This is a genomic window from Streptomyces sp. TRM70350 (genome assembly GCF_019219825.1).
Taxonomy (GTDB): Bacteria; Actinomycetota; Actinomycetes; order Streptomycetales; family Streptomycetaceae; genus Streptomyces.
Window position 1 is genome coordinate 81540 of the sequence record NZ_JAHUXH010000011.1, and the last position, 25908, is coordinate 107447.

The 25908-nt window shown below is 71.0% G+C and carries 23 protein-coding genes and 2 tRNA genes; 19 read left to right on the forward strand and 6 right to left on the reverse strand.

Annotated features, from left to right (window positions below):
- Window positions 1-261: 261 nt before the first annotated feature.
- Window positions 262-1023 carry an SDR family NAD(P)-dependent oxidoreductase gene (locus KWI83_RS18905; protein ID WP_218515537.1) on the reverse strand — a complete coding sequence of 254 codons (762 nt, stop codon included), beginning with the start codon at window positions 1021-1023 and terminating at the stop codon, window positions 262-264.
- Entirely contained in the window at window positions 1023-2030 is a 1008-nt protein-coding gene (locus KWI83_RS18910; protein WP_218515538.1) for a hypothetical protein, read from the reverse strand. Before KWI83_RS18910 ends, KWI83_RS18905 begins: the two co-directional genes overlap by 1 nt.
- Window positions 2031-2618: 588 nt before the next feature.
- Here KWI83_RS18910 and KWI83_RS18915 point away from each other — a divergent pair.
- From KWI83_RS18915 to KWI83_RS18950, 8 genes are all read left to right on the forward strand, one after another.
- Complete coding sequence (locus tag KWI83_RS18915) at window positions 2619-2783, forward strand: hypothetical protein (RefSeq protein WP_218515539.1); 165 nt, start codon at window positions 2619-2621, stop codon at window positions 2781-2783.
- A gap of 104 nt (window positions 2784-2887) precedes the next feature.
- Window positions 2888-3514: a nicotinate-nucleotide adenylyltransferase gene (nadD, locus tag KWI83_RS18920; RefSeq protein ID WP_218515540.1), complete on the forward strand. Its 627-nt coding sequence runs from the start codon at window positions 2888-2890 to the stop codon at window positions 3512-3514.
- A 16-nt stretch (window positions 3515-3530) separates the two neighbouring features.
- Window positions 3531-5177 (forward strand): LCP family protein, encoded by a 1647-nt coding sequence (locus KWI83_RS18925; protein ID WP_218515541.1) that lies wholly within the window; start codon window positions 3531-3533, stop codon window positions 5175-5177.
- 68 nt (window positions 5178-5245) lie between these two features.
- Window positions 5246-5692, forward strand: coding sequence for a ribosome silencing factor (gene rsfS, locus KWI83_RS18930; RefSeq protein WP_218515542.1), 447 nt, complete (start codon window positions 5246-5248; stop codon window positions 5690-5692).
- Window positions 5689-6360, forward strand: coding sequence for a histidine phosphatase family protein (locus KWI83_RS18935; RefSeq protein WP_374106333.1), 672 nt, complete (start codon window positions 5689-5691; stop codon window positions 6358-6360). Before rsfS ends, KWI83_RS18935 begins: the two co-directional genes overlap by 4 nt.
- 118 nt (window positions 6361-6478) lie before the next feature.
- Window positions 6479-6551 (forward strand) — tRNA-Ala (locus KWI83_RS18940).
- 204 nt (window positions 6552-6755) lie between these two features.
- Window positions 6756-6932 (forward strand): hypothetical protein, encoded by a 177-nt coding sequence (locus tag KWI83_RS18945; protein WP_141310671.1) that lies wholly within the window; start codon window positions 6756-6758, stop codon window positions 6930-6932.
- A 3-nt stretch (window positions 6933-6935) separates the two neighbouring features.
- Entirely contained in the window at window positions 6936-7169 is a 234-nt protein-coding gene (locus KWI83_RS18950) for a hypothetical protein (protein WP_003976229.1), read from the forward strand.
- Here KWI83_RS18950 and KWI83_RS18955 read toward each other — a convergent pair.
- The gene (locus KWI83_RS18955; protein WP_308122106.1) at window positions 7148-8338 is read right to left on the reverse strand and encodes a glycosyltransferase 87 family protein; all 1191 of its coding nucleotides are present in this window, start codon (window positions 8336-8338) and stop codon (window positions 7148-7150) included. The two genes, KWI83_RS18950 and KWI83_RS18955, sit on opposite strands and share 22 nt — an antisense overlap.
- A gap of 114 nt (window positions 8339-8452) precedes the next feature.
- Here KWI83_RS18955 and KWI83_RS18960 point away from each other — a divergent pair.
- Window positions 8453-8525, forward strand: a tRNA-Ala gene (locus KWI83_RS18960).
- Window positions 8526-8629: 104 nt separating this feature from the next.
- Here the strand turns inward: KWI83_RS18960 and KWI83_RS18965 are convergent.
- Window positions 8630-10240, reverse strand: a complete 1611-nt coding sequence (locus KWI83_RS18965) for an NADH-quinone oxidoreductase subunit NuoF family protein (protein ID WP_218515544.1) — start codon at window positions 10238-10240, stop codon at window positions 8630-8632.
- A complete protein-coding gene (locus tag KWI83_RS18970; protein ID WP_308122107.1) occupies window positions 10237-11481 on the reverse strand; it encodes a cytochrome b/b6 domain-containing protein in 1245 nt (414 codons plus the stop codon). The genes KWI83_RS18965 and KWI83_RS18970 overlap by 4 nt, the downstream gene beginning before the upstream one ends.
- 435 nt (window positions 11482-11916) lie before the next feature.
- Here KWI83_RS18970 and leuS point away from each other — a divergent pair, with 435 nt between their 5' ends.
- The 9 genes from leuS to KWI83_RS19015 all read left to right on the forward strand — a co-directional run bounded on the left by leuS (window position 11917) and on the right by KWI83_RS19015 (window position 23081).
- Window positions 11917-14829 (forward strand): leucine--tRNA ligase, encoded by a 2913-nt coding sequence (gene leuS, locus KWI83_RS18975; RefSeq protein WP_218515546.1) that lies wholly within the window; start codon window positions 11917-11919, stop codon window positions 14827-14829.
- 239 nt (window positions 14830-15068) lie between these two features.
- Complete coding sequence (locus KWI83_RS18980; protein WP_218515547.1) at window positions 15069-15803, forward strand: hypothetical protein; 735 nt, start codon at window positions 15069-15071, stop codon at window positions 15801-15803.
- Window positions 15804-15920: 117 nt separating this feature from the next.
- Window positions 15921-16766: a DegV family protein gene (locus KWI83_RS18985; protein WP_218515548.1), complete on the forward strand. Its 846-nt coding sequence runs from the start codon at window positions 15921-15923 to the stop codon at window positions 16764-16766.
- A gap of 177 nt (window positions 16767-16943) precedes the next feature.
- Entirely contained in the window at window positions 16944-17873 is a 930-nt protein-coding gene (locus KWI83_RS18990; RefSeq protein ID WP_218515549.1) for a ComEA family DNA-binding protein, read from the forward strand.
- Complete coding sequence (locus tag KWI83_RS18995; RefSeq protein ID WP_218515550.1) at window positions 17870-20368, forward strand: ComEC/Rec2 family competence protein; 2499 nt, start codon at window positions 17870-17872, stop codon at window positions 20366-20368. Before KWI83_RS18990 ends, KWI83_RS18995 begins: the two co-directional genes overlap by 4 nt.
- Before the next feature lie 4 nt (window positions 20369-20372).
- Entirely contained in the window at window positions 20373-21224 is an 852-nt protein-coding gene (locus tag KWI83_RS19000) for an arylamine N-acetyltransferase (protein WP_218515551.1), read from the forward strand.
- A 43-nt stretch (window positions 21225-21267) separates the two neighbouring features.
- The gene (locus tag KWI83_RS19005) at window positions 21268-21513 is read left to right on the forward strand and encodes a hypothetical protein (protein WP_218515552.1); all 246 of its coding nucleotides are present in this window, start codon (window positions 21268-21270) and stop codon (window positions 21511-21513) included.
- A gap of 73 nt (window positions 21514-21586) precedes the next feature.
- The gene (holA, locus tag KWI83_RS19010; RefSeq protein ID WP_218515553.1) at window positions 21587-22576 is read left to right on the forward strand and encodes a DNA polymerase III subunit delta; all 990 of its coding nucleotides are present in this window, start codon (window positions 21587-21589) and stop codon (window positions 22574-22576) included.
- A 109-nt stretch (window positions 22577-22685) separates the two neighbouring features.
- A complete protein-coding gene (locus KWI83_RS19015; protein ID WP_218515554.1) occupies window positions 22686-23081 on the forward strand; it encodes a nuclear transport factor 2 family protein in 396 nt (131 codons plus the stop codon).
- Window positions 23082-23297: 216 nt separating this feature from the next.
- On the opposite strand, the gene rpsT is transcribed toward KWI83_RS19015, so the two are convergent.
- Complete coding sequence (gene rpsT / locus KWI83_RS19020; protein WP_218515555.1) at window positions 23298-23564, reverse strand: 30S ribosomal protein S20; 267 nt, start codon at window positions 23562-23564, stop codon at window positions 23298-23300.
- A gap of 229 nt (window positions 23565-23793) precedes the next feature.
- On the opposite strand from rpsT, the gene lepA reads away from it, so the two are divergent.
- Window positions 23794-25662: a translation elongation factor 4 gene (gene lepA, locus KWI83_RS19025; protein ID WP_218515556.1), complete on the forward strand. Its 1869-nt coding sequence runs from the start codon at window positions 23794-23796 to the stop codon at window positions 25660-25662.
- Window positions 25663-25908: the final 246 nt, after the last annotated feature.

Genomic DNA, 25908 nt, shown 5'->3' on the forward strand with positions numbered 1-25908 from the left:
TCTTACGCTGACCCCACCAGGGCCGCCCACCCACTGACAGCCCCGGTCGTCCAGCTCCCCCCCGAAGCGGACGGCCGGGGCGCCCGTGCTTCGCAAGCGCCGCCCGGCCCCGTCGATCCCGGCTCCTCGTGCGGTGCTGGCAGCCAGCGCTAACGCGCAGTCCGCCAGCACCGCACAGACTAGACGGACGGCGCGGGGCGACGGCGCTGGACAAGCACTTCCGTCGTCATCGTGTTCTCTGTCTCGCGGGTGGGTGGCTGGTTAGACGATGGTGGGGATGCCGCCGCCGTCTAGCCGCAGCGCGGAGCCGCGTATGGCAGTGGAGGCGGGAGTGGCGAGGTACGCGACGACTTGCGCGATCTCTCTCGGAGTGGTGGGGCGCTTGAGAAGTGATGCGGGGTGGGCGGCCATCACTTGGTCCCATTGGTCTCCGACAAGGGCCTGTGCGCCTTCGGTCTTCGTGGGTCCGACGAGGACGGCGAGGGAGGTCACGGTGGTGCCCGCCGCCTGCTCGGCGAGCAAGCGCGACATGATGAGCTGGGCGGCTTTGGACACGGCGTACGGTCCCATGTCCGGGGGCGGGATTAGCGCCGTCTCGCTACTGATCCAGATGACGCGGCCGTGGTTGTTCTCGGCGATCATGCGCGGGAGTAGCGCACGGGCGAGCCTGAGCCCTGCCACGGCGTTGACCTGCACCAACCGGGCGTAGTCGTCGTATTCGGCGTCCCCGTGCGACCGCTCGATCTGCCCCGCGTTGTTGATGAGGATATCCACGTCGTGGCCGTAGAAATGCAGCTCATACAGCACCTCGTCGCACCCCTCCGCGCTGGCGAGGTCTCCCACGATGGGGTGCACGCGCCCGCCGCCGCCGAGGCGCGCGGCGGCCCGCTTGGTTTTCACGGGATCGCGGCCATGGACTAGAACGGTTGCGCCACGGGCTAGCATCTCGTCGGCGATGGCATAGCCAATGCCCTGTGTTGATCCGGTGATGAGGGCCGTCTTGTCCTCTAGCGCGCCGCCCATCAGGTTCGCCGACTGTCGAACTGGGCGAGCAGCCTTACGGCGCGCATGACCTCCTCCACGGTCAGGGTGTTCGTGTAATGGTCCTCCTCGTTGCCGGTGTCTGTGAGCATGACCATCCGGAGCTTCCCGCCACGGTGGCGTGTGCGGTCGTCAAGCGCCGTTTCGATCATGTCGGCGGTCATGAGTGTGGAGTAGAGGCCCGGCATCCCGAGGCGGTAGAGCAGGTCCAGGACCCATTCGCATCGCTCCCGGGTGATCAGCTCCCGGTCTCGCGAGATCACCGCCGTGAGGGCGATGTCGTGGCCGACAGCGATGCCGTGGGGGATACGCCCATCTGAGCGTCCTTCGAGCTCGTGCGCGAAGGTGTGCCCGAAGTCCAGCAGGCGGGCAAGCTCGTCCTCAAAGAGGTCGCTGGCGAGTTCGGCGACGGTCGCGCCGATGACGCCTCGTAGGATCAGTTCGCCATCGGGGTCGGCGAACCGGCGCGTGTGCGCGTGGGCGGCGTAGGCATGAAGACCTGGGCTAAGGGCTCCGTTCAGGAGCACAAGCGCGGCCTTGGCCATCTCCATCAGTCCCTCGGTCATGAGGTTGGCCGGGAGGGTTGCGAGCAGCGTAGGGTCAAGCAACCGGAGGCTCGCCGGGTGGTAGTTGCCGATCTTGTTCTTGAGGGTGAGCCCCGAGGGGCGGTGGTGGTTGAGCGCAACCTTTGCGCCAAGCGCGGTGTCGATCATGGCTAACAGCGTGGTCGGGACCGCGACCCATGGCACCCCGCGCAGCACCGTGGCGGCCACGTGGCCGCCGAGGTCCAGCGTCGCGCCTCCTCCGATGACAACGAGCGGCTCGGCCCGGCGGTCGATGCCCCATGTCAGGATACGGTCACAGACCATCTCGGCGACCTCAGCTCGCTTGGCGCGTTCGCCGCCGGGGATGGTGATGATGTTCGCGTCGATATTCCGATCGACGTAGTACTCGTGGACGGGGATCACGTCCTTGACCCCGTCGTCCATGACCACGACGCAACGGCCGGACTGGCCGGACGCCTGGGCCAGGCGGTCACCTTCGACCAATGCAGGGGTGATTTCTACGCTGTAGGTGTAGGGACGGGTCACAGTCACGTCCCATCTGCTGGACCGAGGCTGACTGACTCCCAAGGGTCCTCCCCGACCTATCGGCTACAGCCATGCAGGGGGCGTGTCCCCGAGGGTGGGGGCACACGCCGGGGCCGAGCACGGGCGCCTACCTGCCGAGGTCGCTGGTTTGGGAGCCGTCCCGCGTCGGCCTTGCGTTCGACGGTAGGCGACGGTGCGCGGGGCGCGCAAGGGGGTCACGGGCTTGGGGTTGGTGATCGGTCTGGCTCCGGGCGGGTGCTGGCTGAGCGATCCCCCAAGGGCCGGGCCGCGAGGGCCCGCGCGCCGGGAAATCGCCGTGGGTTGTGTGTTGACCGCCTGGTTCCTGCTTCGGGGTTACAGGCGGAAGGACGACTGAGGGCCCGGGAAGGTTGCTCGACGGCGGAGGCGGGGTGATCGCGTCCGAGGCGCCCGCTTACGATGAGCCGACGTCTTTATCCCGCCCACACGCGATAGGTCCTGCCGAAGATGAGCTTCCACAGCGCCGCTGCCCAGTTGGTCACCCTCGCCGCCGAGGGCCAGGAGCACGGCGGCAATCACGAGAGCCTCAACCCCCTGCTCACCGGCGGTGGCGCGTTCATCGCCCTGATGCTGCTGCTGTGGATCACCACCCGCTTCAACCGCGACCGCTAGGGCCTGGCCGGCGGATCAGGCCGCAGGAAGTCGGCGGCGCCCGACTGCGGCATGATCCGCGGGCAGGTCCTGGTCCACAGGCCGGGCCGGTAGGGTCTGCACGCATGGGAGAGCAGGACATGCCTACCGGCCCGTCGACGTCGGCCAAGCGCCGCCTCGGCGTCATGGGCGGGACGTTCGACCCGATCCATCACGGGCACCTGGTGGCGGCCAGCGAGGTCGCCGCGCAGTTCCACCTCGACGAGGTGGTGTTCGTACCGACCGGGCAGCCGTGGCAGAAGACCCACCGCAAGGTCTCCCCGGCCGAGGACCGCTATCTGATGACGGTCATCGCGACCGCCGAGAACCCGCAGTTCTCGGTGAGCCGGATCGACATCGACCGCGGCGGCCCCACCTACACCGTGGACACCCTGCGTGACCTGCGCGCCCTCAACCCCGACACGGACCTGTTCTTCATCACCGGCGCCGACGCCCTCGCCCAGATCCTGACCTGGCGGGACAGCGAGGAGCTGTTCTCCCTCGCGCACTTCGTCGGGGTCACCCGGCCCGGCCACCACCTGACCGACGCCGGGCTTCCGGAGGGCGGTGTCTCGCTGGTCGAGGTTCCCGCCCTCGCCATCTCCTCCACGGACTGCCGTGCGAGAGTCGCCAAGGGCGACCCGGTCTGGTATCTGGTGCCGGACGGAGTCGTGCGCTACATCGCCAAGCGACAGCTGTACCGCGGCGAGTGAGCCGAGAGGGGCACCGGTGAACGACCGATACGACGCGGGGGCCGCAGGGTACGGCGCCGACCAGTACGAACTCGTCGGCTACGACGAGTACGGCCGGCCTGTGTACCGGCAGGTACCGGCCCAGCAGCCGTACGACCCCTACGCACAGCAGCAGGGCTACGGCTACGACCCGTACGCCACCGGCCAGCAGCAGCCGGCGCCCCCGTACGACCCGTACGGGACCGGTCAGCAGCCGCCCGTGACCTCGTACGACTCCTACGACCCCTACGGCCGGACCGCCACCAGCGGGCAGCAGCCGCGCGTGGCCGAGCAGACCGCGTACATCCCGCAGCAGCCGCGCCCGGCCGAGACCGAGCAGCTCCGGGAGCCCGCCCGCGAGGACCGGGACTACCGGACGGAACAGTTCGCCTTCGTCGAGGAGCCCGACCAGGACTCCGAGGACGTGATCGACTGGCTGAAGTTCACCGAGAACCGCACCGAGCGCCGCGAGGAGGCCAAGCGCCGGGCCCGCAGCCGCCTGATCGCCCTCGTCGTGGTGCTGGCGATGGTCGCGGCCGGGGGCGTCGGTTACCTCTGGTACGCCGGGAAGCTGCCCGGTCTGTCCCCGTCCGGCGACACCAAGGGCGGTACGACGTCCGCGGCCGCGCAGAAGCGGGACGTGATCGTCGTCCACCTGCACGACACCAAGAAGGGCGGCACCTCCACGGCGCTGCTCGTCGACAACACCACCACCCGGCAGGGCAGCACCGTCCTGCTGCCCAACTCGCTCGCGCTGTCCGGCGACGACGGTACGACGACGCTGGCCAAGTCGGTCGAGGACGACGGTTCCTCCGGCACCCGTGAGGCCCTGGACTCCGTCCTCGGCACGTCCATCCAGGGCACCTGGCGCCTGGACACCCCCTACCTGCAGAACCTCGTCGACCTGGTCGGCAACATCGAGATCGACACCAACGCCGACGTGCCCGACCCGGACGCCAAGAAGAAGGGCGAGGCGCCACTGGTCAACAAGGGCGAGAGCCAGACCCTCAGCGGCAAGATGGCGGTCGCCTACGCCACCTACCGCGCCTCCGGCGAGGCCCAGAACGCCCAGCTGGAGCGGTTCGGGCAGGTCATGCAGGGGGTGCTGCGCAAGATGTCGTCCGACGCGCAGGCCGCCACGACCACCGTGCAGACGCTGGCGCAGATCCTCGACCCGTCGCTCACCGACAAGGACCTCGGCACCTTCCTCGCCAAGCTGTCCGACCTCGCCAAGAGCGGCGACTACAAGACCGCCGTGCTGCCCGTCCAGGACGACGGCACCCTCAGCGCCGAGGCGAGCGCCGGCGTGGTCAAGGACGTCCTCGGCGGCACCGCGAAGAGCCCCGACCAGGACGCGGCCGTCCGGGTCTCGGTGCAGAACGCCAGCGGTGTGCAGGACAACACGGAGAACGCGCGCGTGGTGCTCCTCAACGGCGGCTTCACCTTCCTGGGGGGCGGTACGGCCGGCAGCGCCCAGTCCGCGTCCAAGGTCACCTACGCGGACGCCGCCGACAAGCAGAACGCCACCGAGGTCGCCAAGACCCTGGGACTGCCCGACAGCGCGGTCACCAAGGGCGAGGTCTCCTCGGGCGCGAACGTCTCCGTGGTCCTCGGTCAGGACTACGAGCCGGCCTCCGCCGGGTAATGCGTGGGGCGCCGTCGGCGGTCCGTGAGACCCTTGGAGACAAGTGACCGCCGACGGAAAGCCATGTAGTGACCGCAACCGACCGTTCTCTCGAGCTCATCAACACCGCGGCCCAGGCGGCCGCCGACAAGCTCGCTCACGACGTCATCGCCTACGACGTGAGCGATGTGCTGTCGATCACGGATGCCTTCCTGCTGGCGTCCGCGCCCAACGACCGCCAGGTCAAGTCGATCGTCGACGAGATCGAGGAACGGCTCTCGAAGGAGCGCGGTGCCAAGCCGGTGCGCCGTGAGGGCGACCGCGAGGCCCGCTGGATCCTGCTCGACTACGTCGACATCGTCGTGCACGTGCAGCACAGCGAGGAGCGCGTCTTCTACGCCCTGGAGCGGCTGTGGAAGGACTGCCCCGAGATCGAGCTGCCCGCCGACGCCAAGGCCACCCGCGGCAAGGCCGAGGAGCACGCCAGGCTGCAGGCCGCCGAGGAGGCCGCCGAGGCGAGCGGTGACTGGCGGTGAGCGCCACCGGTGAGGTGACCGCCGCCAGGCCTGGCCGCGGCCGCCGCGTCATCCTCTGGCGGCACGGGCAGACGTCCTGGAACGTGGAGCGCCGCTTCCAGGGCACCACGGACGTCGAGCTCACCGAGACCGGCGTCGCCCAGGCCCGCCGCGCCGCCCGCCTGCTCGCCTCCCTCAAGCCCGACGCGATCATCTCCTCCGACCTCAGGCGGGCCGCGAACACGGCCGCCGAGCTGGCCGCGCTCACCGGCCTGGAGGTCAACCGCGACGAGGGCCTGCGGGAGACGTACGCGGGCGTCTGGCAGGGCCTGACGCACGACGAGATCATCACCCGGTACGGCGAGGAGTACGCCGCGTGGAAGCGCGGGGAGCCGGTGCGCCGCGGCGGCGGCGAACTGGAGTCCGAGGTGGCCGACCGCGCCGCCCCGGTCGTGCTCCGGTACGCCGAGAAGCTGCCCGACGACGGCACCCTGGTGGTCGTCAGTCACGGCGGCACCATCCGCACCACCATTGGCCGCCTCCTCGGCCTGGAGGCCCGCCATTGGGAGAGCCTCGGCGGCCTCTCCAACTGCTGCTGGTCCGTCCTCGGCGAGGGCGCCCGCGGCTGGCGGCTGCTGGAGCACAACGCCGGCACCCTCCCGGAGCCGGTGCTCGGCGACGACGACTGAGCCCCGCCCCGCGGGCCGTACCCCGGATTTCACTTTCCGGCAGGTCGCAGGCTAAAGTTCTTCTTGTTCGCCCCGCGGAGCGGGGCGAAACACCATGCGGCTGAGCCGCGTGGCACCAGGGGCTATAGCTCAGTTGGTAGAGCGCCTGCATGGCATGCAGGAGGTCAGGAGTTCAATTCTCCTTAGCTCCACGGACGAATCCCGTCCCCCTCAAGGGGGCGGGATTTTTCGTCGTCACGCGTTTGAGCAGGCGTGGCCCGGCAGGCGTATACCTCTGTGGAGACGCCCGGGCTGCCGTGTCCGGACTGGTACCGAGGCGTCGCTGACCGTATTGGTCCGGTCGTGGCAGAATCAAACGGCCGGAAGGGGGCGCGGCCCGACGGGAGGGAGTAGCGATGCCTGCGAGCATCCTCAGGGAGGTCGGCCACCTCCTTGGCGAAGCGGCGTTGATACGGGACACCACCACCCGGCTCAGCTGCCCTTCCTGCGGCTCCGCGCATGTCGCCCAGGTGCTCGGCGACAACGGCGGGATCTCCTACGTGTGCACGGCCTGCGGCCACAGCTGGAGCTGAGCGATGGGTGCACACAGGCGGAAGTGCGACTGGTGCGGCAGCGGTACGCCGATCGTCCGCGACATGGAACCGGTGAACCCCGACTACCAGTACTGGTGCGAGGAATGCGCACGGGCGCTGATCATAAAGGGCGACCCGATCGAGACGTACCGCGAGCTGGAGGGTGAGCCGATCTACGGCCGGCTCCTCGAAGAGCACTGCACGCTCAAGCGGTTCTATTCGTTCGTGACGGCCTGACGCGCCCGGGTGGCGGCCGCGGCGAGCGCCAGGACGAGGCAGCCGGTGACGGCGTAGAGGCCCGACAGCAGGAACTCGACGGGGTTCTGGTGCAGTTCGGGCCTGCCGGAGGTGTGCGGCACCCACCACAGGCTGTACGAGCAGAACACCAGCAGCGTGCCGACGGCGGCCGCGCGACCGGCGCGCGCCGCGAGGAGCAGGACGAGCGGCACGCACCACACCCAGTGGTGCGACCACGACACCGGGCTGACGAGCAGCGCCGTCACCGCGCAGCACACCACCGCCCAGGCCCGCTCCCCGCGCAACTCCGCCCGCACCGCCACCGCCAGCCCCACGGCGGCCACAAGGGCCGCCACGGCGGTCCACAGGGCGCCCGGGTCGGGGGTGTGCAGCAGACGCGCCAGGACGCCGCGCAGCGCCTGGTTGGCGGTCTCCTCGGCGTGCCCGGCACGGTCCGTCCGGAACACCACGTCGGTCCAGAACCGCCAGGAGTCGTACGGCAGAACGGCCGCCGCGAGCAGCGTCGCCCAGACGAAGCTGCCGGCCGCCACGCGCGCGTGCCGCAGCCAAGGGCCCTTCCGGTGCCTTCGGTACGCCACGACACCGGTGGCGAGCAGGAAGACGGCGAACAGCGCGGGGGTCAGTTTCACGGCCGCCGCGAGGCCGATGCCGACGCCCGCCCAGCGGTCGCCCGGACGCCGGGAGAGGTCCCACAGGACGAGTACCGCGAGCACCAGGTTGACCTGGCCGTAGCGCAGGGTCGTCCACACCGGCTCGCACCACACGGCCACCGCCGAGGCCCACCAGACCGTCTCCACGCGCGTGTGCCCGACGAGGCGCAGGGAGAGCCGTACGAACACCACCAGAAGGGCGAGGTTCCCGGCTGTGGCAAGGGTGCGCAGGGATCCCGTGTCGAGGAGCGTGAGCGGGGTGAACAGCAGGGCGGCGAAGGGCGGGTAGGTGGCGGGCAGTTGGGCGGCGGTGGCGCGCAGGGCGTACAGGTCGCCGGCCGCGCGTACGGTGGCGCCCTCGGCCCGGTACACCAGCAGGTCGATCATCGAGACGTGCGCGGCCCGCTGGGCGAGCCAGAACGCCGCGAAGGAGAGCAGGCACGCACCCAGCGCGACGGGCGTCCGGCGGTGGACTGCGGTGGACGTGATCACGGTCACGAGGGCCGACCATAGCGGCCGTATCGGGGCAGAAGGGAAACGATTTGGTGGAGTGCCCGGTCGACCGTGTAATGTTGGCGTCGCCGCCGGGGGGAACCCGGCGGACCACAACGAGGGGCTATAGCTCAGTTGGTAGAGCGCCTGCATGGCATGCAGGAGGTCAGGAGTTCAATTCTCCTTAGCTCCACAAGCAGATCCCGCCGGGTCGAGTCGATCCGGCGGGATTCTTCTGTTTCCGGGGCTGTTGACGAGTGGGGCCGCCCGGTGTCGGGCGGCCCTTCGTGTGTGCGGTCAGCGGCCCAGGGCGCGGCGGCCGCGGCCCTGGGAGAGGACCGGGAGGTTGTTGCGGGCGGGGGCCCGTTCCACCTGTTCCTCGATGCGCAGGGCGAGGGCCGGGCAGCGGCGGACCGCGCGCATGGCCTTGTCCTCGGCGAAGCGGGGGACGGGAGCCTGAGCGACGGTCGGGAAGCCGTCGGCGCCGAGCTGGAAGACCTCCGGGAGGATGTCGGCGCACAGGCCGTGGCCCCGGCACAGCGTCCAGTCGACGTAGATCTTCTGGCGGCTGGGGCCGTTCTCCCCGCCCTCGCCGCCGCCCGGGATGCCCGTCGGGGCCCTGCCGCCCTCGAAGAGCGGCAGAACGCCCTGCACGGGCCGTCCGCAGCCGTTTCCGAGGACATGGGCCGCCAGGTCGTCCGTGAACGCCTTCACGGTCGACTCCAGGAACATCGCGGAGCCGTCCGGGTGCGAGCACGCGCCGCGCCGCTTCACGTTCTTGGCGACCTGCTTGAGCGCCTCCAGGGCGGCCGGGCCGCCGCCGCCCAGGAGGTCCTCCAGGCCGCGCGCGGCGGCGGGCAGGCCGAGGTAGCAGGGGCCGCACTGGCCCGCGCTCTCCTCCGCCAGCCACTGGGCGACCCGCAGCGACTCGCCCAGCGGGCAGGTCTCCTGGGTGATCGGCAGGATCGCGCCGGCGCCCAGCGAACCGCCCACGGCGTCCAGCGAGTTGCGGGAGACGATCGCCTCGTTGACCGTCGCCGCGTCGATCCACTTGCCGTGGTAGCCGCCGGTCAGCACGCCCTGCGGGACCGGCGGGGCGCCGGCGAGCTGGAGGACGTAACGCAGGGGGACGCCGGTGGGCACTTCAAGGACCATGGGGCGGGCGACGGCGCCGGACACCGTCAGCATGACGGTGCCCGGCTCGTCGTACAGGCCGGTGTTGCCGTAGCGGTCCGGGCCGATGCGGGCGGCGATCGCCAGCTGGGCGAAGGTCTCGGCGTTGGACAGCAGGGTGGGGGCGCCGCCGACGCCGCTCTGCGAGGCGCTGATCTTGCGGCCGGGCGGGATCGCCGGGCCGCCGTCGATCGAGCGGATCAGCGAGGCGGCGGCGCCGGAGACCATACGGACCGGGTTGCGCTGCACGCGCGCGCGGAGGGCCGATCGGCGGCCGTTGCTGAGGCCGCGTTCGGCGAGCGCGGCCTCCATGGAGCGCTGCGTCGACTCACGGGTGACCCCCACCACGAGCGTGCGGGCACCCAGCGCCTCCGCGCACAGCAGGGCGCCGTCCAGGATCAGGTGCGGAGCGCGGTTGATCAGCACCGTGTCCTTGCGGCAGGCCGGTTCGTCCTCGCTGCCGTTGACGACGACGACCGGCCGGACGCCGCGCTTGATCGCCGATTCGGCGACCGAGCGCAGCTTCTTGTGGAAGGGGAAACCCGCGCCGCCGCGGCCCCTGAGGTTGATGCGTTCGGCGAGCTTCGCGAGCTGCTCGCCGCCCATCGGTTCGAGTGGCCCGTGCACCTTCAGGTGCATGGGCAGATCGAGTCTTTCGACAAGGTCGAAGCCCGACGTGAGCTGAGGAAGGCCGACCACGCGGACTTCTGGGACGTCGGGCAGGGCCTCGTTCACTTAAAGCCTCCGGAAGGCGTGTTCCAAGGTTCGCCCGAACCCGGTGCGTCGAAGTCGTAGGACGCACCGGGCAGTGTTTCAGTGGCGGGACCGCTGTTGTTGTACGTGTCATCCGGGTAGTACGTACCGAAGGCGGCGTTCATCTCACCGGTGTCGTACACATCACTCGATCCATAGCCGGACGCGCCCGAATTGCCATAGGCCGGGATGTTGTATCCCGTGTCCTGGAGCGGGTCGTAGGCCGACGGGGGCGCCTCGCCGACCGGGGGCGGGGACGGGATCGGCCAGGAGCCGGACGTGCTCTCCACGCGCGGGAGGGCCTCCGTGGGCTGGATGTCCTGCAGCCCCATGCGCGAGGTCTCGTCGGCCGCGAGGGCCTGCCGCCGGGTGCGCTTGGGTGCCGAGACGGCGCGGTAGGCCGCCGAGAAACCGCTCGCGGGCTCCGGCGCGGCAGCACGCTCGGCGGTCTCGTACAGCGGTCCCGAGGGTGAGGCCGTACGCGGCCTGCCGCCCGGCTGGTTCTCGTAGCCCGGCAGCGCGGACCCGCCCGCCACCCGGGCCCGGCTCTCCTCCAGCTGCTCGCTGCCCGGCGCCAGCCCGGTGCCCAGCAGCGCGATGATCCGGTCGGCGACCCGGCGCTTGACGGGGCGGGGTGCGGCGCGCAGCGCCAGAGCCGCCGCGACTCCGGCCAGGGACAGCCCGTACAGGAACACGAAGAGCGGCTTCGCCGTGCGACCCGCGTAGAGGCCGTGGACCAGAGCCGCACACCAGGCCGGGTAGGCCAGCATGTGCATGGCCCGCCAGCGTGCGGCGACGGGTGCCGGGGACGCGAATCGGTTGCGCAGGATGCCGGTGACACCGACGAAGATCATGAGCAGGCCGGCCAGGGTGCCGAGGCCGATGAGGACGCCCCGGCCCATGAGCTCGTCATTGTTGGTGAGGAGGAGCCCGAAAGGGATCACCGCGGCGATCCAGGTGGTGTGGTCCAGTGCCAGCTTGACCACGATGTGCACCAGGAGGAAGACGACAGCGGCGACGGCGGTGGCCCGGTGCACCGCCTGCGCCAGGATCCGTCGGCGGGCGTCGAGAAGGATCCGGTCCTGGGCGACCAGTCCCCAGATCACCGAGCAGCTGAGGCAGACGAGCGCCAGGACGCCCACGCCGAAGTCGAGGAACACCACGATCGAGGTGTCCACGGTGCTGTCGTTGGTCGTGTCCGCGACCTCGTCTGCGGTCAGCACGGCCCACCTCCCCACGGCGCGACGCGGTGCGCAAGCGGTGGGGTACTGCGGGGAGACGTCATGGGGCAACTCCGAGCGGTTCGGGAAAGCGGTCCCGGGCCGCACTCTAAGTGGCTCCATACCGATGGGTAGGAGGTTTGAGTTATTGCGCTGTTATCAAAGGACAATGTGCTTGCTGTAATGCCCCATAGTGGCTGTTACGCGAAGTAATTGTTGACCGGTGTTCAAGTCCGTCGCGGCCCGGTCGACGGCTGCGGTACCCTGACGCCATGCGTGCCGTACGCCTTCTGCTTAGCGGGCCGCGCTGATCAGTCCCGGCCACCGGATGAGTCGAGTGGCCGGAGTCGGCGCGGCGTCCCCTCCTGTGTGAGGGGATTTTTCGTTTCCGAGGAACCGCAGCCGCTGGCAGAGACGATCGATGGAGCTTTGAGGATCATGAGCGAGACGAACCCCGCAGCCGCCACTGGCATGTCGGTGGATGCCGCGCCGCACCGCTACACGGCCGCCATGGCAGCCGAGATCGAGGCACGCTGGCAGGACTTCTGGGACGCCGAGGGCACCTACGCGGCATCCAACCCCAAGGGTGACCTGGCGGGCGATCCCGAGACGGTCGCCAAGCCCAAGAAGTTCTTCATGGACATGTTCCCCTACCCCTCCGGCGCGGGCCTGCACGTCGGCCACCCCCTGGGCTACATCGCCACCGACGTCTACGCCCGCTTCCACCGGATGACCGGCCACAACGTCCTGCACACCCTGGGCTTCGACGCCTTCGGCCTGCCCGCCGAGCAGTACGCCGTACAGACCGGCACGCACCCGCGCGTGTCCACCGAGGCCAACATCGAGAACATGAAGATCCAGCTGCGCCGGCTGGGCCTGGGCCACGACAAGCGCCGGTCGTTCGCCACGATCGACCCGGACTACTACAAGTGGACCCAGTGGATCTTCCTGCAGATCTTCAACTCCTGGTACGACGACGAGGCGAAGAAGGCCCGCCCGATCGCCGACCTGATCGCGCAGTTCGAGAGCGGTGAGCGCGCGCTGCCCGGCGGCCGCTCCTGGAACGAGCTGAGCCCCACCGAGCGCGCCGACGTGCTGAGCGAGTACCGCCTGGCGTACGCCTCCGACGCGCCGGTCAACTGGTGCCCCGGCCTGGGCACCGTGCTGGCCAACGAGGAGGTCACCGCCGACGGCCGCTCCGAGCGCGGCAACTTCCCGGTCTTCAAGGCCAAGCTGCGCCAGTGGAACATGCGGATCACCGCCTACGCCGACCGGCTGCTGGACGACCTGGACGCGCTGGACTGGCCCGAGGCCATCAAGCTGCAGCAGCGCAACTGGATCGGCCGCTCCGAGGGCGCCCGGGTCGACTTCCCGATCGACGGCGAGCACATCACGGTCTTCACCACGCGCCCGGACACCCTGTTCGGCGCCACCTACATGGTGCTGGCGCCCGAGCACCCGCTGGTCGAGAAGTTCACCCCGGCCCAGTGGCCCGAGGGCACCCACCAGATGTGGACCGGCGGCCACCGGACCCCGGCCGACGCCGTCGCCGCGTACCGTGCGCAGGCCGCCGCCAAGTCCGACGTGGAGCGGCAGGCGGAGGCCAAGGACAAGACCGGCGTCTTCACGGGTGCGTACGCGACCAACCCGGTCAACGGCGAGCGGATCCCGGTCTTCATCGCCGACTACGTGCTGATGGGCTACGGCACCGGCGCGATCATGGCCGTCCCGGCCCACGACACCCGTGACTTCGCCTTCGCCCGCGCCTTCGAGCTGCCGATCCGCTGCGTCGTCGAACCCTCGACTGCATCTGACAGCGGCTCCGCCGCGGGCCGGGGGACCGACCCCTCGACCTGGGACGACGCCTTCGTGTCGTACGACGCGAAGATCGTGAACTCGTCGGGCGAGGGCGTCTCCCTGGACGGCCTGGGCGTCGCCGAGGCCAAGGCGCGCATCACCGAGTGGCTGGAACGCAAGGGGATCGGCGAGGGCACCGTCAACTTCCGGCTGCGCGACTGGCTGTTCAGCCGGCAGCGGTACTGGGGCGAGCCGTTCCCGATCGTGTACGACGAGCAGGGCGTCGCGCACGCGCTGCCCGAGTCGATGCTGCCGCTGGAGCTGCCGGAGGTCGAGGACTACAGCCCGCGCACCTTCGACCCGGACGACGCCGACACCCAGCCCGAGACGCCGCTGTCGCGCAACGAGGACTGGGTCAACGTCACGCTGGACCTGGGCGACGGCCCGAAGAAGTACCGGCGCGAGACCAACACCATGCCCAACTGGGCCGGTTCCTGCTGGTACGAACTGCGCTACCTGGACCCGCACAACAGCGAGAAGCTGGTCGACCCGGAGATCGAGCGCTATTGGATGGGCCCGCGCGAGGGGCAGCCGCACGGCGGTGTCGACCTGTACGTCGGCGGCGCCGAGCACGCCGTGCTGCACCTGCTGTACGCGCGCTTCTGGTCCAAGGTGCTGTACGACCTGGGACACGTCTCGTCCGCCGAGCCGTTCCACCGGCTGTTCAACCAGGGCATGATCCAGGCCTACGTCTACCGGGACAGCCGCGGCATCGCGGTGCCGGCCGCCGAGGTGGAGGAGCGCGACGGCGCGTACTACTACCAGGGCGAGCAGGTCACCCGGCTGCTGGGCAAGATGGGCAAGTCCCTGAAGAACGCGGTCACTCCGGACGAGATCTGCGCCGAGTACGGGGCCGACACGCTGCGGCTGTACGAGATGGCGATGGGACCGCTGGACGTCTCCCGGCCGTGGGACACGCGCGCGGTGGTGGGCCAGTTCCGGCTGCTGCAGCGGCTGTGGCGCAACATCGTCGACGAGACCACCGGTGAGGTGACGGTCGTCGACGCCGAGCCCGCCGAGATCGACGAGGAGACGCTGCGGGCGCTGCACAAGGCGATCGACGGCGTGCGCGGGGACCTGGAGGGACTGCGGTTCAACACCGCGATCGCCAAGGTCACCGAGCTGAACAACCACCTGACCAAGGCGGGGGGCCCGGTGCCGCGGCCGGTCGCCGAGGCGCTGGTCCTGATGGTCGCGCCGCTGGCGCCGCACATCGCGGAGGAGCTGTGGCGGCGGCTGGGGCACACCGGCTCGGTGGTCCACCAGGACTTCCCCGTCGCCGACCCCGCGTACGTGGTGGACGAGACCGTGACCTGTGTGGTGCAGGTCAAGGGCAAGGTCAAGGCGCGGCTGGAGGTGTCGCCGTCGATCTCCGAGGAGGAGCTGGAGAAGGTGGCGCTGGCCGATGAGAAGGTGGTCGCGGCGCTGGGCGGGGCCGGGATCCGGAAGGTGATCGTTCGGGCGCCGAAGCTGGTGAACATCGTTCCGGCGTAGGTGCCCGGGGGTTCCGGTCCTGCGGTCCTGCCCCCGGGTGGGCGTGTGGTTCTGCGTCGGGGCCTGTGTGGTCTGCGTCGGGGCCTGTGTGGTCCTGCGTCGGGGGCGTCCCCTACGGGGCGGTTCCAGGTGATCTGCGGGCAGGTTCGGGGTTCTTCTGGAACTCCGGGCCTGCCCGTTGCGTTTACCGTTGAAGAGCGGCGCGGGGTGTGCCGCGGCCGGTTCGGAGGAGGAGCGTCGTGGAAGCAGTGATCATGGTGTTCGCCCTGCTCTTCGTGCTCTTCCTGGTGCTGGGCGCCTACGCCACGGTCAAGGTGGTCGGCGCCGCCAAGCGAGGCGTGGACCGCACGATCACGCAGGCCCGCCGCACGGTCGAGGACCACACGCTGCGCGCCAAGTCCTTCACCCAGCCCGGCCCCGTCGGCGAGCTCGCCCAGCTCCGGCTGAGGCTGCGCACATCGATGCGGGCCACGCAGGACACGCTGCACGCGGGCGTGGCCGAGGACGAGTCCCTGAAGGAGGCGCTCGGCCTCTTCCAGCGGCTCAGCGCGCATGGGCACGAACTGGACGCCGAGCTCAGGCGCCTGGAGTCCGAGCCGGACCGGGCGACGCTCGCCGAGCGGCTGCCCGAGCTGCGCGACCGCACCGAGCGCATCACACGGTCGGCCGAGTCGCTGCGCTGGGCGGCGCGCGACCGGGCGGGCCGTTTCGCGGACGACGACCTGGACGCGCTGAGCGCCCAGATCGACGTGGAGACCGGGGCGCTGCGGCACTGGACGACAGCGGACTCCGCCGCGACCCCGCCGCCGTGGCCCGAGGCCCCGCCCACCGACGCCCCGAACGCACAGCAGACCTGGCCGGACACCCCGCAGTCACGCACGGCCGAGGAGCCGACGCGGCCCGCCATCACCCCGCCGGGGCCGCGTCCGACGTACCCCTGGCAGAAGAAGCCCCGCCCCGAGAGCACCACCTGAGCACGTGGCGGCGGCCTGGATGTCCGCGCGGGTTCCGCGTGGCGTCCTTGCGCATGTTTCGCACGGGTGAGAGGCCCGGGCTGCCACCCGGGCGCTACGGCAGGTAACCTCCAGCTCATGTCCCGCCATGTCGCGATCGTCACCGATTCAACGGCCTACCTGCCGCCCCGGACGATGGAGCGCCACGGCATCACAGCGGTACCCCTGACCGTGGTCCTCGGCGACCGCGCGCTGGAAGAGGGCACCGAGATCTCGACCCGTTCGCTGGCCCAGGCGCTGCAGAAGCGACGCTCCGTCACCACCTCGCGCCCCAGCCCCCAACTGTTCGCCGAGACCTACCGCAAGGTCGCCGAGTCCGGCGCCACCGGCATCGTCTCCCTGCATCTGTCGGCCGAGTTGTCGGGCACGTACGACGCCGCGGTCCTCGCGGCGCGCGAAGCGCCGGTGCCGGTGCGGGTGGTGGACACCGGGATGATCGCGATGGCGCTCGGCTTCTGCGCGCTGGCCGCGGCCGAGGTGGCGCAGACGGGCGGCACGGTGGACGAGGCGGTCACGGCCGCGGAGAAACGCGCCTCGGGCACATCGGCCTACTTCTATGTCGACACCCTCGACTATCTGCGGCGCGGCGGCCGGATCGGCACCGCGCAGGCGTTCCTCGGGTCCGCGCTCGCCGTGAAGCCGCTGCTGCAACTGGAGGGTGGCCGTATCGAACTCCTGGAGAAGGTCCGGACGGCGTCGAAGGCGATCGCCCGGCTGGAGGAGATCGTGGCCGACCGGGCGGGGGACGCCCAGGTGGACATCGCGGTGCACCATCTGGCCGCGGCGGACCGGGCGTCGGCGCTGGCGGAGCGGGTGCGGGCGCGGGTGCCGGGGCTGGCGGATCTGCATGTGAGTGAGGTGGGGGCTGTGATCGGGGCGCATACCGGGCCCGGGTTGTTGGGGGTTGTGGTTTCGGCGCGGTGAGGGGCGGCCGGAGGGCCTCGTCACTGGGCGCCGTGGCTTTTGGGGCGGCCGTCCTCGAGGTGCCGTGTCCTTCGGGTTTCACCCGTGTGAGGGGCGGAGTTTTCCACAACTGCGCGGTTGTCCCCGGGAACTGAGCAAGATCATCGCGAGGTCGGCGGACTGCCGCATCCTCGTCGCATGGCACTTCGATCACGCACACGCGCAGCATCCGTAACGAGCGGACCCGGCCGCGGACCCGCCTCCGACGGCCGTACGGCACACCGCCATCGCCGCCCTCCAGCCCTCGGCCGGGCCCGGCACCGGCATGCCTCGGCAGAGGAACTCCGGCGCCGTGCGGAGGTGCTCTTCGGCGAACGCGCCGAGGAGTGGCGGGAGTCGGGAGCGGGGCCACCGGATGACGCCGGTGCGGAAGAGCCGGCAGTCGCACCCGACGGTGCGGGCGGTCGGCGGGAGCGGGCCGCGCTGGCTGTGCGGGAGCGGATGCCGGTCTGGTTGCAGACGCGGTGCGGCCTGGAGCGGAGGAGCGTGGTGGTGCTCACCGTGCTGCTCGTCGTTGTCGCGGGCTTCGCCGTGCAGCACTTCTGGGCCGGGCGGACCCAGTCCGTGCAGGCACCCGAGGTGGTCCGGGCGGCGGCGCCGTTGGACGAGCAGGAGGGCGAGCCGGTGGCCGAGATCGTGGTGGACGTCAGTGGCAAGGTGCGCGAGCCCGGCATTCACCGTCTCCCGGCCGGATCGCGGGTCGCCGACGCGCTGAAGGCGGCTGGTGGAGTGCGGCCGGGCACGAACATCGACGGTCTGAACCGGGCCCGGTTCCTGGTGGACGGGGAGCAGGTGGTCGTCGGGGGTCCCGCGCCCGCCGCCGTCCCGGCTCCGCCCGGGGGAGCCCCGGCGGGCGGCGCGGGTGGCGCGCCCGCAGCCCCCGTCTCCCTGAGCACCGCGACGGTCGAGCAACTCGACACCCTCCCCGGCGTCGGCCCCGTGCTGGCGCAGCACATCATCGACTACCGCACCCGGCACGGCGGTTTCCGCTCGGTGGACGAGCTGCGGGAGGTCAACGGCATCGGCGAGCGGCGCTTCGCCGATCTGCGGAATCTCGTACGGCCATGAGGAGCTCCCAGGACGCCTCGCCCTCGGGCGCGCGCCGCGCCGTGCACATGACTTCCGGGAGCCGCCTCGGAGCCGCCCATCCGAGGCAGGAAGGACCGACGGACCTCCGGCTCGTACCCCCCGCCCTGGCCGCCTGGGCGACGGCGGCGCTGGCGCTGGACGCCTCGCCGGGGCTGCTGACCGGCGCGGTCGTGGTCTGCCTGGTCGTGGGGTGCGGGCTGCTGCTCGGTCCTGTTCGCGCGGCAGTGGGCGCCGGGTCGCGTGCCGCGGTCGCCGCCGTGCTGCTCTGCGTCGCGGCGGCCGCCGCCTCGGCCGGGCTGCACGGGGCCGATCTGCGGCGGGGGCCGGTGCCGGGGCTGGCGGGGCGGTTCGCCACGGTGACCGCCGAAGTGCAGGTCACCGCCGACCCCCGGCTCACGCGCCCACGGGTCACCGGGAACCGTTCGGCGCCGGTCTCCGTGCTGGCGAAGGGGGAGGTGCGGAGCGTCGAGGAGGCGTCCGGGGCGAAGGCCGTGACGCGGACACCCGTGCTGGTGATCGTCGACACGGGGGCGGCCGGGCGACGGGAGTGGCTCGACCTGCTGCCCTCCACCCGGGTCACGGTGACCGGGCGGCTCGCGCCCCCGATGGTGGGCGGGGACCGGATCGCGGCCGTGCTGCGGGTGCGGGACCGGGCGGGACCGGAGGTGGTGGGGGAGCCGTCGCGGGCGCAGCGGTTCGCCGGGCGGTTACGGGCGGGCCTGCGAGAGGCCACCGACGGGCTGCCGGCGGACGCGCGGGCGTTGCTGCCGGGGCTGGTCGTCGGGGACACCTCGCGGATCACGCCGGACCTGGACGAGGCCTTCAGGGAGACCGACCTCGCCCATACGCTGGCCGTGTCGGGCAGCAACCTCACGATCGTCCTCGCCCTGCTGCTGGGGCCGCCGGGCCTGGCGCAGCGCAGTGAGCGGCGTGGCCTGGCACCCCGGATCGGCATCTCGCTGCGGACGACGGCGGTGCTCGGCGGAGCGCTCACGCTGGCGTTCGTGGTCGTGTGCAGACCCGACCCGAGCGTGCTGCGGGCCGCGGCCTGCGGTGCCGTCGCGCTGCTGGCCCTCGCGACCGGGCGGCGGAAGTCGCTGATCCCGGCGCTGGCGACGGCGGTACTGCTGCTGGTGCTCTACGACCCGTGGCTGGCCCGCAGTTACGGCTTCCTGCTCTCCGTCCTGGCCACGGGGTCGCTGCTCACCCTCGCGCCCCGCTGGAGCGGCGCCTTGCGCAGGCGCGGGGTGCCGCCGCGGCTGGCGGAGGCGCTGGCCGCGGCGGGGGCGGCGCAGGCGCTGTGTGCGCCGGTGGTGGCGGTGCTGTCGGCGCGGGTGAGTCTGGTGGCGGTGCCCTGCAATCTGCTCGTGGAGTTCGCGGTCGCGCCGGCCACCGTGCTGGGCTTCGCGGCGCTGGCGGTGGCTCCGGTGGCGATGCCGGTGGCCAAGGGGCTGGCGTGGTACGCGGGTTGGCCGGCCGGGTGGATCGCGCGGGTCGCCCGGACCGGGGCGGCGCTGCCCGGTGCCGGGGTGGACTGGCCGGGCGGCTGGGGCGGTGCGGCCCTGCTCGCCCTCGTCACGGTGGTCGTCGTGGTCGCCGGCCGGCGGCTGCTGCGGCATCCGTGGCTGTGCGCGGGCTGCGGGGTGCTGCTGGTGCTGGCGGTGGTGCAGCCGCCGCCGCTGGCCAGAGTCGTCACGGGCTGGCCGCCGCCGGGGTGGCGGCTGGCGATGTGCGATGTGGGACAGGGCGACGCGACCGTGCTGGCGGCGGGCGCGGGCACGGGGGTCGTCGTGGACGCCGGACCGGACCCGAAGCTGGTCGACCGGTGCCTGCGCAACCTCGGCGTCACCCGCATCCCGCTGGTGGTCCTCACCCACTTCCACGCCGACCATGTGGCCGGGCTGCCCGGGGTACTGCGGGGGCGTGCGGTGGGGGCGATCGAGACGACCGGGTTCGAAGAGCCGGTGGACCAGGCGGAGTTCGTCCGCAGAGAGGCGGCCGCCCGGGGTATTCCGGTGACGCGTGCTCTGGCCGGGGAGCAGCGCCGCACCGGGGACCTGACCTGGCAGGTCCTGTGGCCGCCGCCCAGACCGGTACCGGCGCCGGAGGGCCCGAACGACGCCAGCGTCGCGATGCTCGTACGCTCGGCGGGCCTGCGGATGCTGCTGCTCGGGGACCTGGAACCCCCGGCCCAGCAGGCCCTGTTGCGGACACCGGCGGCCGCGCTGGTGGGGAGCGTGGACGTGCTGAAAGTGGCCCATCACGGCTCCGCCTACCAGGACCTGGAGTTGATACGCCGGGCCGCGCCGCGGCTGGCGCTGATCTCCTGCGGTGCGGACAACCCGTACGGCCACCCGGCCCCCAGTACGGTCGCGGCGCTGCGGGACGGGGGCGCGAGGGTGCTGCGGACGGATGTGGACGGGGCGCTGGCTGTCGTCGGTGCGGGTGGGGGCTTGCGCGTGGCGCGAGACTGAAGGCATGAACTCCGCACAGGTTGACGCCTACCTCCGCCGCCTGGGAGTCGCGCACCCGGCGTGGCCCACCATCGACGTCCTGCGTGACCTGCAGCTGCACCATCTGCAGGCGGTCCCCTTCGAGAACCTGTCGATCCACCTCGGCGAGGAGATCGTGCTGGAGGAGAAGCGGCTGCTGGACAAGGTGGTGGGGGCGCGGCGCGGCGGGTTCTGCTACGAACTGAACGGGGCCTTCGGCGCCCTGCTCGTCGCGCTGGGATACGACGTCTCGCTGCTGGCGGCGCGGGTGTACGGGGAGGGCGGGCGGCTCGGTGTCCCGTACGACCACCTGGCGCTGCGGGTGCGGACGGTGGACGCGGGGGAGTGGCTGGCCGACGTCGGCTTCGGCGCGTTCAGCCACGGTCCGCTGGCCTTCGAGGAGCGGCGCGAACAGATGGATCCCGGCGGTGTGTTCCGGATCGCCGAGGCAGGGCCGGACGCGGCGGGCATGCGGGGTGCTCCCGCGGCCGGGGGCGGCGCCGGGGCTCCCGACCTGGATGTGGTCAGGGACGGCAGGCCGGTGTACCGGCTGGAGCTGCGGCCGCGGGTGCTCGGGGACTTCGTGACCGGGGCCTGGTGGCACAGCACCTCCCCGGAGTCGCACTTCGTGCAGTCGCTGGTGTGCTCCCGGCTCACGGAGGACGGCGGGCGGATCACGCTCAGCGGGCGGCGGCTGAAGACGACGGCCGCCGACGGGACGCGGGACGAGCGGGAGCTGGGGGCGGACGAGGAGGTGCTGGAGGTGTACCGGGAGCGGTTCGGGATCGAGCTGGACCGGGTGCCGGTCGTGCGGGGGAGCGATGGTGGTGCGGGCTGACCTGCTTGTTCGCGGGCTCGGGCGGTGCCGGAAAATGGGCGCCGTGAGTGATGTGCGACATGTGCTGGTGCTGCCCGACCGTGATGCCGCGGAGGAGGTGGCGGAGGCGCTCGGGGACCGGTTCGGGCTGCGCGAGGAGCCGCAGCTGGTGCGGGACGCGCTGGCCGGTGAGGACGACGCCGAGGACGCGCAGTGGCTGGTGGTACTGCGGGACGGCGACGGGCGGCTGGATGCGGGGGAGCTGGACGAGTTCGTGGCGGAGTGGGAGGGATGGCGGGAGGACCCGTAGGCCCGATGCGTCCGTGCACGCGGGCGGAGGCCTACGAGTATCAATGTCAGTGGCGCGTGGGATGCTGTGCGGGATGGCCAGGAAGACTGCTCAAGACGACCCTCTCGCCCCCGTGACGCTTGCCGTGGGCCAGGAGGACCTCCTGCTCGACCGTGCCGTGCAGGAGGTGGTGGCCGCCGCCAGGGCCGCCGACGCCGACACGGACGTGCGTGACCTGACGCCGGACCAACTGCAGCCGGGCACGCTCGCGGAGTTGACCAGCCCGTCGCTGTTCGCGGAGCGCAAGGTCGTGGTCGTACGCAATGCGCAGGACCTGTCGGCCGACACGATCAAGGACGTGAAGGCGTATCTGGGGGCGCCCGCCGAGGAGATCACGCTCGTGCTGCTGCACGCGGGCGGGGCCAAGGGCAAGGGCCTGCTGGATGCCGCGCGCAAGGCGGGGGCGCGGGAGGTGGCGTGCCCGAAGATGACCAAGCCGGCGGACCGGCTGGCGTTCGTCCGGGGCGAGTTCCGTGCGCGGGGGCGGTCGGCCACGCCGGAGGCCTGCCAGGCGCTGTGCGACGCCATCGGCAGCGATCTGCGGGAGCTGGCGTCCGCCGTGTCCCAGCTGTGCGCGGACGTCGAGAGCACCATCGACGAGGCGGTCGTCGGACGGTACTACACCGGGCGGGCCGAGGCGTCGAGCTTCACGGTCGCCGACCGGGCGGTCGAGGGGCGGGCGGCGGAGGCGCTGGAGGCGCTGCGGTGGTCGCTCGCGACCGGGGTGGCACCGGTGCTGATCACCAGCGCGCTGGCGCAGGGCGTGCGGGCGATCGGGAAGCTGTCGGCCGCGCGCGGTGGGCGGCCGGCCGATCTGGCGCGGGAGCTGGGGATGCCGCCGTGGAAGATCGACCGGGTGCGGCAGCAGATGCGGGGGTGGACGCCGGATGGGGTGGCGGTGGCGTTGCGGGCGGTCGCCGAGGCCGACGCCGGGGTCAAGGGCGGCGGGGATGACGCCGAGTACGCCCTGGAGAAGGCGGTCGTGACGATTGCGCGGGCGGCTCGGTCGCGGGGGCGGGGGTAGCGGCCACCGACCCTGCGTCGAGGTGTGACCGGCTCCTCCCCAGAGGAGAATCGTCGGTATCAGCGGTATCCGCCACATCCTCCGGTAGCACGAAAGGTGGCGATTCGGCATGGCTGAGCATCCGCACGCAACTGTCGTCCGCAAAGGCTACGAGGCCTTCACGCGGGGTGACATGGATGCCCTGCGGGGACTGCTGACCGGGGACTGCACGCACCACGTTCCCGGCAGTCATCCGCTCGCGGGGGACTTCAAGGGGCAGGACGCGATCATCGACATGTACCGTCGGCTCTTCGAGGAGACCAACGGGACGATTCAGGTCGATCTGCGCACCGTCCTGGTCGACGGTCGCGGGCATGCGGTCTCCGTGCACCGCTTCCAGGCCGATCGGAACGGCAAGCACCTCGACGAGACCGGAGCCCTCGTCTTCCGGATCGTCGGGGACAAGATGTCCGACATCGACGAGTGCATCGAGGACATCGAGGCGAGTAACGACTTCTGGTCGTGATCAGCGGTGCGCAGGCCGAAGGCCCCGGCGTCCGCCCTGGGGAAGAGCGGGGCGCCGGGGCCTTCGGTTCAGGCTGGTGAGCCCGTACCCGCGTGGCGAACGCAGGCCGCGTACGGACTCGGGGTGCCGGTCGGGAGCGGATGAGAGAGGGCCCGCTCTGGGTCCTTCCGGCGGCTGGATCCGGCGGGCCGGATCCGATCAGACCAGATAAGGGGTTCAGCCCTTGATGGACGCGACCTTCGCAGCCAGCGCCGACTTCTTGTTGGCGGCCTGGTTCTTGTGGATGACGCCCTTGGAGACGGCCTTGTCGAGCTGACGCGCGGCAGCGCGCTGGTACTCGGTGGCCTTCTCGACGTCACCCGCGGCAGCAGCCTCGCGGGCCTTGCGGATCGCGGTCTTCAGGGAGGACTTGACGGCCTTGTTGCGCAGCCGAGCCTTCTCGTTGGTCTTGATCCGCTTGATCTGGGACTTGATGTTCGCCACGAATGAGCCTTTTCAGGTTCAGGCACGGGGCCAGAGGGATTCCGGGTCCCGTACCAGGTGATTTCTTGAAGAAGCGCCTCGCGCTGAGAGGGCATGAGACGCAGCCACCCAGGCTACCAGCGGGGCTCCAGCTGGCCCAAACCGGTCGCCGGTCGCCGCCCGTGGGACCATGGAGGCTACGTGACGATCCGACCCGAGGCATAAGGCGCCTCAAGAGACAGGACCCTGCGTGCCCGCGACCCCTAACCATGTGCCCGAGCCGAGCCGTACCGACCCGGCTCTGATCCGCAATTTCTGCATCATCGCGCACATCGACCACGGCAAGTCCACGCTCGCCGACCGGATGCTCCAGCTGACCGGTGTGGTCGAGCAGCGGCAGATGCGTGCTCAGTACCTCGACCGGATGGACATCGAGCGCGAGCGCGGCATCACGATCAAGTCCCAGGCCGTGCGCCTGCCCTGGGCTCCCACCCATGACCCGGGCAACACGCACATCCTCAACATGATCGACACCCCGGGGCACGTCGACTTCACCTACGAGGTCTCGCGGTCGCTCGCCGCCTGCGAGGGGACCATCCTCCTGGTCGACGCCGCCCAGGGCATCGAGGCCCAGACCCTCGCCAACCTGTACCTGGCGATGGAGAACGACCTCACCATCATCCCCGTACTGAACAAGATCGATCTCCCGGCCGCCCAGCCGGAGAAGTTCGCCGAGGAGCTGGCCAATCTCGTCGGGTGCGAGCCGGACGACGTGCTGAAGGTCTCCGCGAAGACCGGGCTCGGGGTGGAGGCCCTGCTCGACAAGGTGGTCGCCGAGATCCCGGCGCCGGTCGGCGTCGCCGACGCCCCCGCGCGCGCCATGATCTTCGACTCCGTCTACGACTCCTACCGCGGCGTCGTGACGTATGTCCGTGTCATCGACGGGCAACTCAACAGGCGTGAGCGGATCCGGATGATGTCCACGAACGCGACGCACGAGCTGCTGGAGATCGGCGTCAACTCGCCCGAGATGCTCCCGGCGGACGGGCTCGGCGTCGGCGAGGTCGGTTACCTGATCACCGGTGTGAAGGACGTCCGGCAGTCCAAGGTCGGTGACACCATCACCAGCCAGGCGAAGGGCGCCACCGAGCCGCTCGGCGGCTACAAGGACCCCAAGCCCATGGTCTTCTCCGGGCTGTATCCGCTGGACGGCTCCGACTACCCGGAGCTGCGCGAGGCGCTGGACAAGCTCCAGCTCAATGATGCCGCGCTGGTGTACGAGCCGGAGACCTCCGCCGCCCTCGGCTTCGGTTTCCGTGTCGGCTTCCTCGGCCTGCTCCACCTCGACGTGGTCCGCGAGCGGCTGGAGCGCGAGTTCGGGCTCGACCTGATCGCCACCGCGCCCAATGTGGTCTACCGCGTGATCATGGAGGACGGCACCGAGCACACGGTCACCAATCCGAGCGAGTTCCCCGAGGGCAAGCTCGCCGAGGTGTACGAGCCGGTCGTACGGGCGACGATCCTCGCGCCGACCGAGTTCATCGGCGCGATCATGGAGCTGTGCCAGACCCGGCGCGGCACCCTGCTCGGCATGGACTACCTGTCCGAGGACCGCGTCGAGATCCGCTACACCCTCCCGCTCGCCGAGATCGTCTTCGACTTCTTCGACCAGCTCAAGTCCAAGACCCGCGGTTACGCCTCGCTCGACTACGAGCCCACCGGCGAGCAGTCCAGCTCGCTGGTCAAGGTCGACATCCTGCTGCACGGCGACAAGGTGGACGCCTTCTCGGCGATCACGCACAAGGACCAGGCGTACGCGTACGGCGTGCGGCTCGTCGCCAAGCTCAAGGAGCTGATCCCGCGGCAGAACTTCGAGGTGCCGGTGCAGGCCGCCATCGGCTCCCGGGTGATCGCCCGCGAGACCATCCGCGCCATCCGCAAGGACGTCCTCGCCAAGTGCTACGGCGGTGACATCTCGCGTAAGCGGAAGCTGCTGGAGAAGCAGAAGGAAGGCAAGAAGCGGATGAAGATGGTGGGTTCCGTGGAGGTTCCGCAGGAGGCCTTCATCGCCGTGCTGTCCAGTGATGACAGCGCGGGGCCGAGCAAGAGCAAGAAGTAACCGCGGTTCCAGGGGTTACTTCACAAATCATCCGCAACAGGGGCCTGCCGTACCGGACGGCGGGCCCCTGTCGTGTGCATACGGCTGTCCTTCTGGAGGAAGTGACAAGGCACGGAGGCTTACGCAGTGGCCGGTCGGCCTCTACCCTGATCCCTGCTCGATAGTTACTCGCGAGTTAAACAACGCGGGTGAAAAACTGCCGCACTGAAGGCGCTAGACGCCCTGAGCCAGCCGCACCGTCGCGGG

Coding starts and splice junctions, on each gene's coding strand:
- KWI83_RS18905 (WP_218515537.1), bottom strand. CDS start 1,023: ATGGGCGGCGCGCTAGAGGACAAGACGGCCCTCATCACCGGATCAACA.
- KWI83_RS18910 (WP_218515538.1), bottom strand. CDS start 2,030: ATGGACGACGGGGTCAAGGACGTGATCCCCGTCCACGAGTACTACGTC.
- KWI83_RS18915 (WP_218515539.1), top strand. CDS start 2,619: ATGAGCTTCCACAGCGCCGCTGCCCAGTTGGTCACCCTCGCCGCCGAG.
- nadD (WP_218515540.1), top strand. CDS start 2,888: ATGGGAGAGCAGGACATGCCTACCGGCCCGTCGACGTCGGCCAAGCGC.
- KWI83_RS18945 (WP_141310671.1), top strand. CDS start 6,756: ATGCCTGCGAGCATCCTCAGGGAGGTCGGCCACCTCCTTGGCGAAGCG.
- KWI83_RS18950 (WP_003976229.1), top strand. CDS start 6,936: ATGGGTGCACACAGGCGGAAGTGCGACTGGTGCGGCAGCGGTACGCCG.
- leuS (WP_218515546.1), top strand. CDS start 11,917: ATGAGCGAGACGAACCCCGCAGCCGCCACTGGCATGTCGGTGGATGCC.
- KWI83_RS18985 (WP_218515548.1), top strand. CDS start 15,921: ATGTCCCGCCATGTCGCGATCGTCACCGATTCAACGGCCTACCTGCCG.
- KWI83_RS18990 (WP_218515549.1), top strand. CDS start 16,944: ATGGCACTTCGATCACGCACACGCGCAGCATCCGTAACGAGCGGACCC.
- KWI83_RS18995 (WP_218515550.1), top strand. CDS start 17,870: ATGAGGAGCTCCCAGGACGCCTCGCCCTCGGGCGCGCGCCGCGCCGTG.
- KWI83_RS19000 (WP_218515551.1), top strand. CDS start 20,373: ATGAACTCCGCACAGGTTGACGCCTACCTCCGCCGCCTGGGAGTCGCG.
- holA (WP_218515553.1), top strand. CDS start 21,587: ATGGCCAGGAAGACTGCTCAAGACGACCCTCTCGCCCCCGTGACGCTT.
- KWI83_RS19015 (WP_218515554.1), top strand. CDS start 22,686: ATGGCTGAGCATCCGCACGCAACTGTCGTCCGCAAAGGCTACGAGGCC.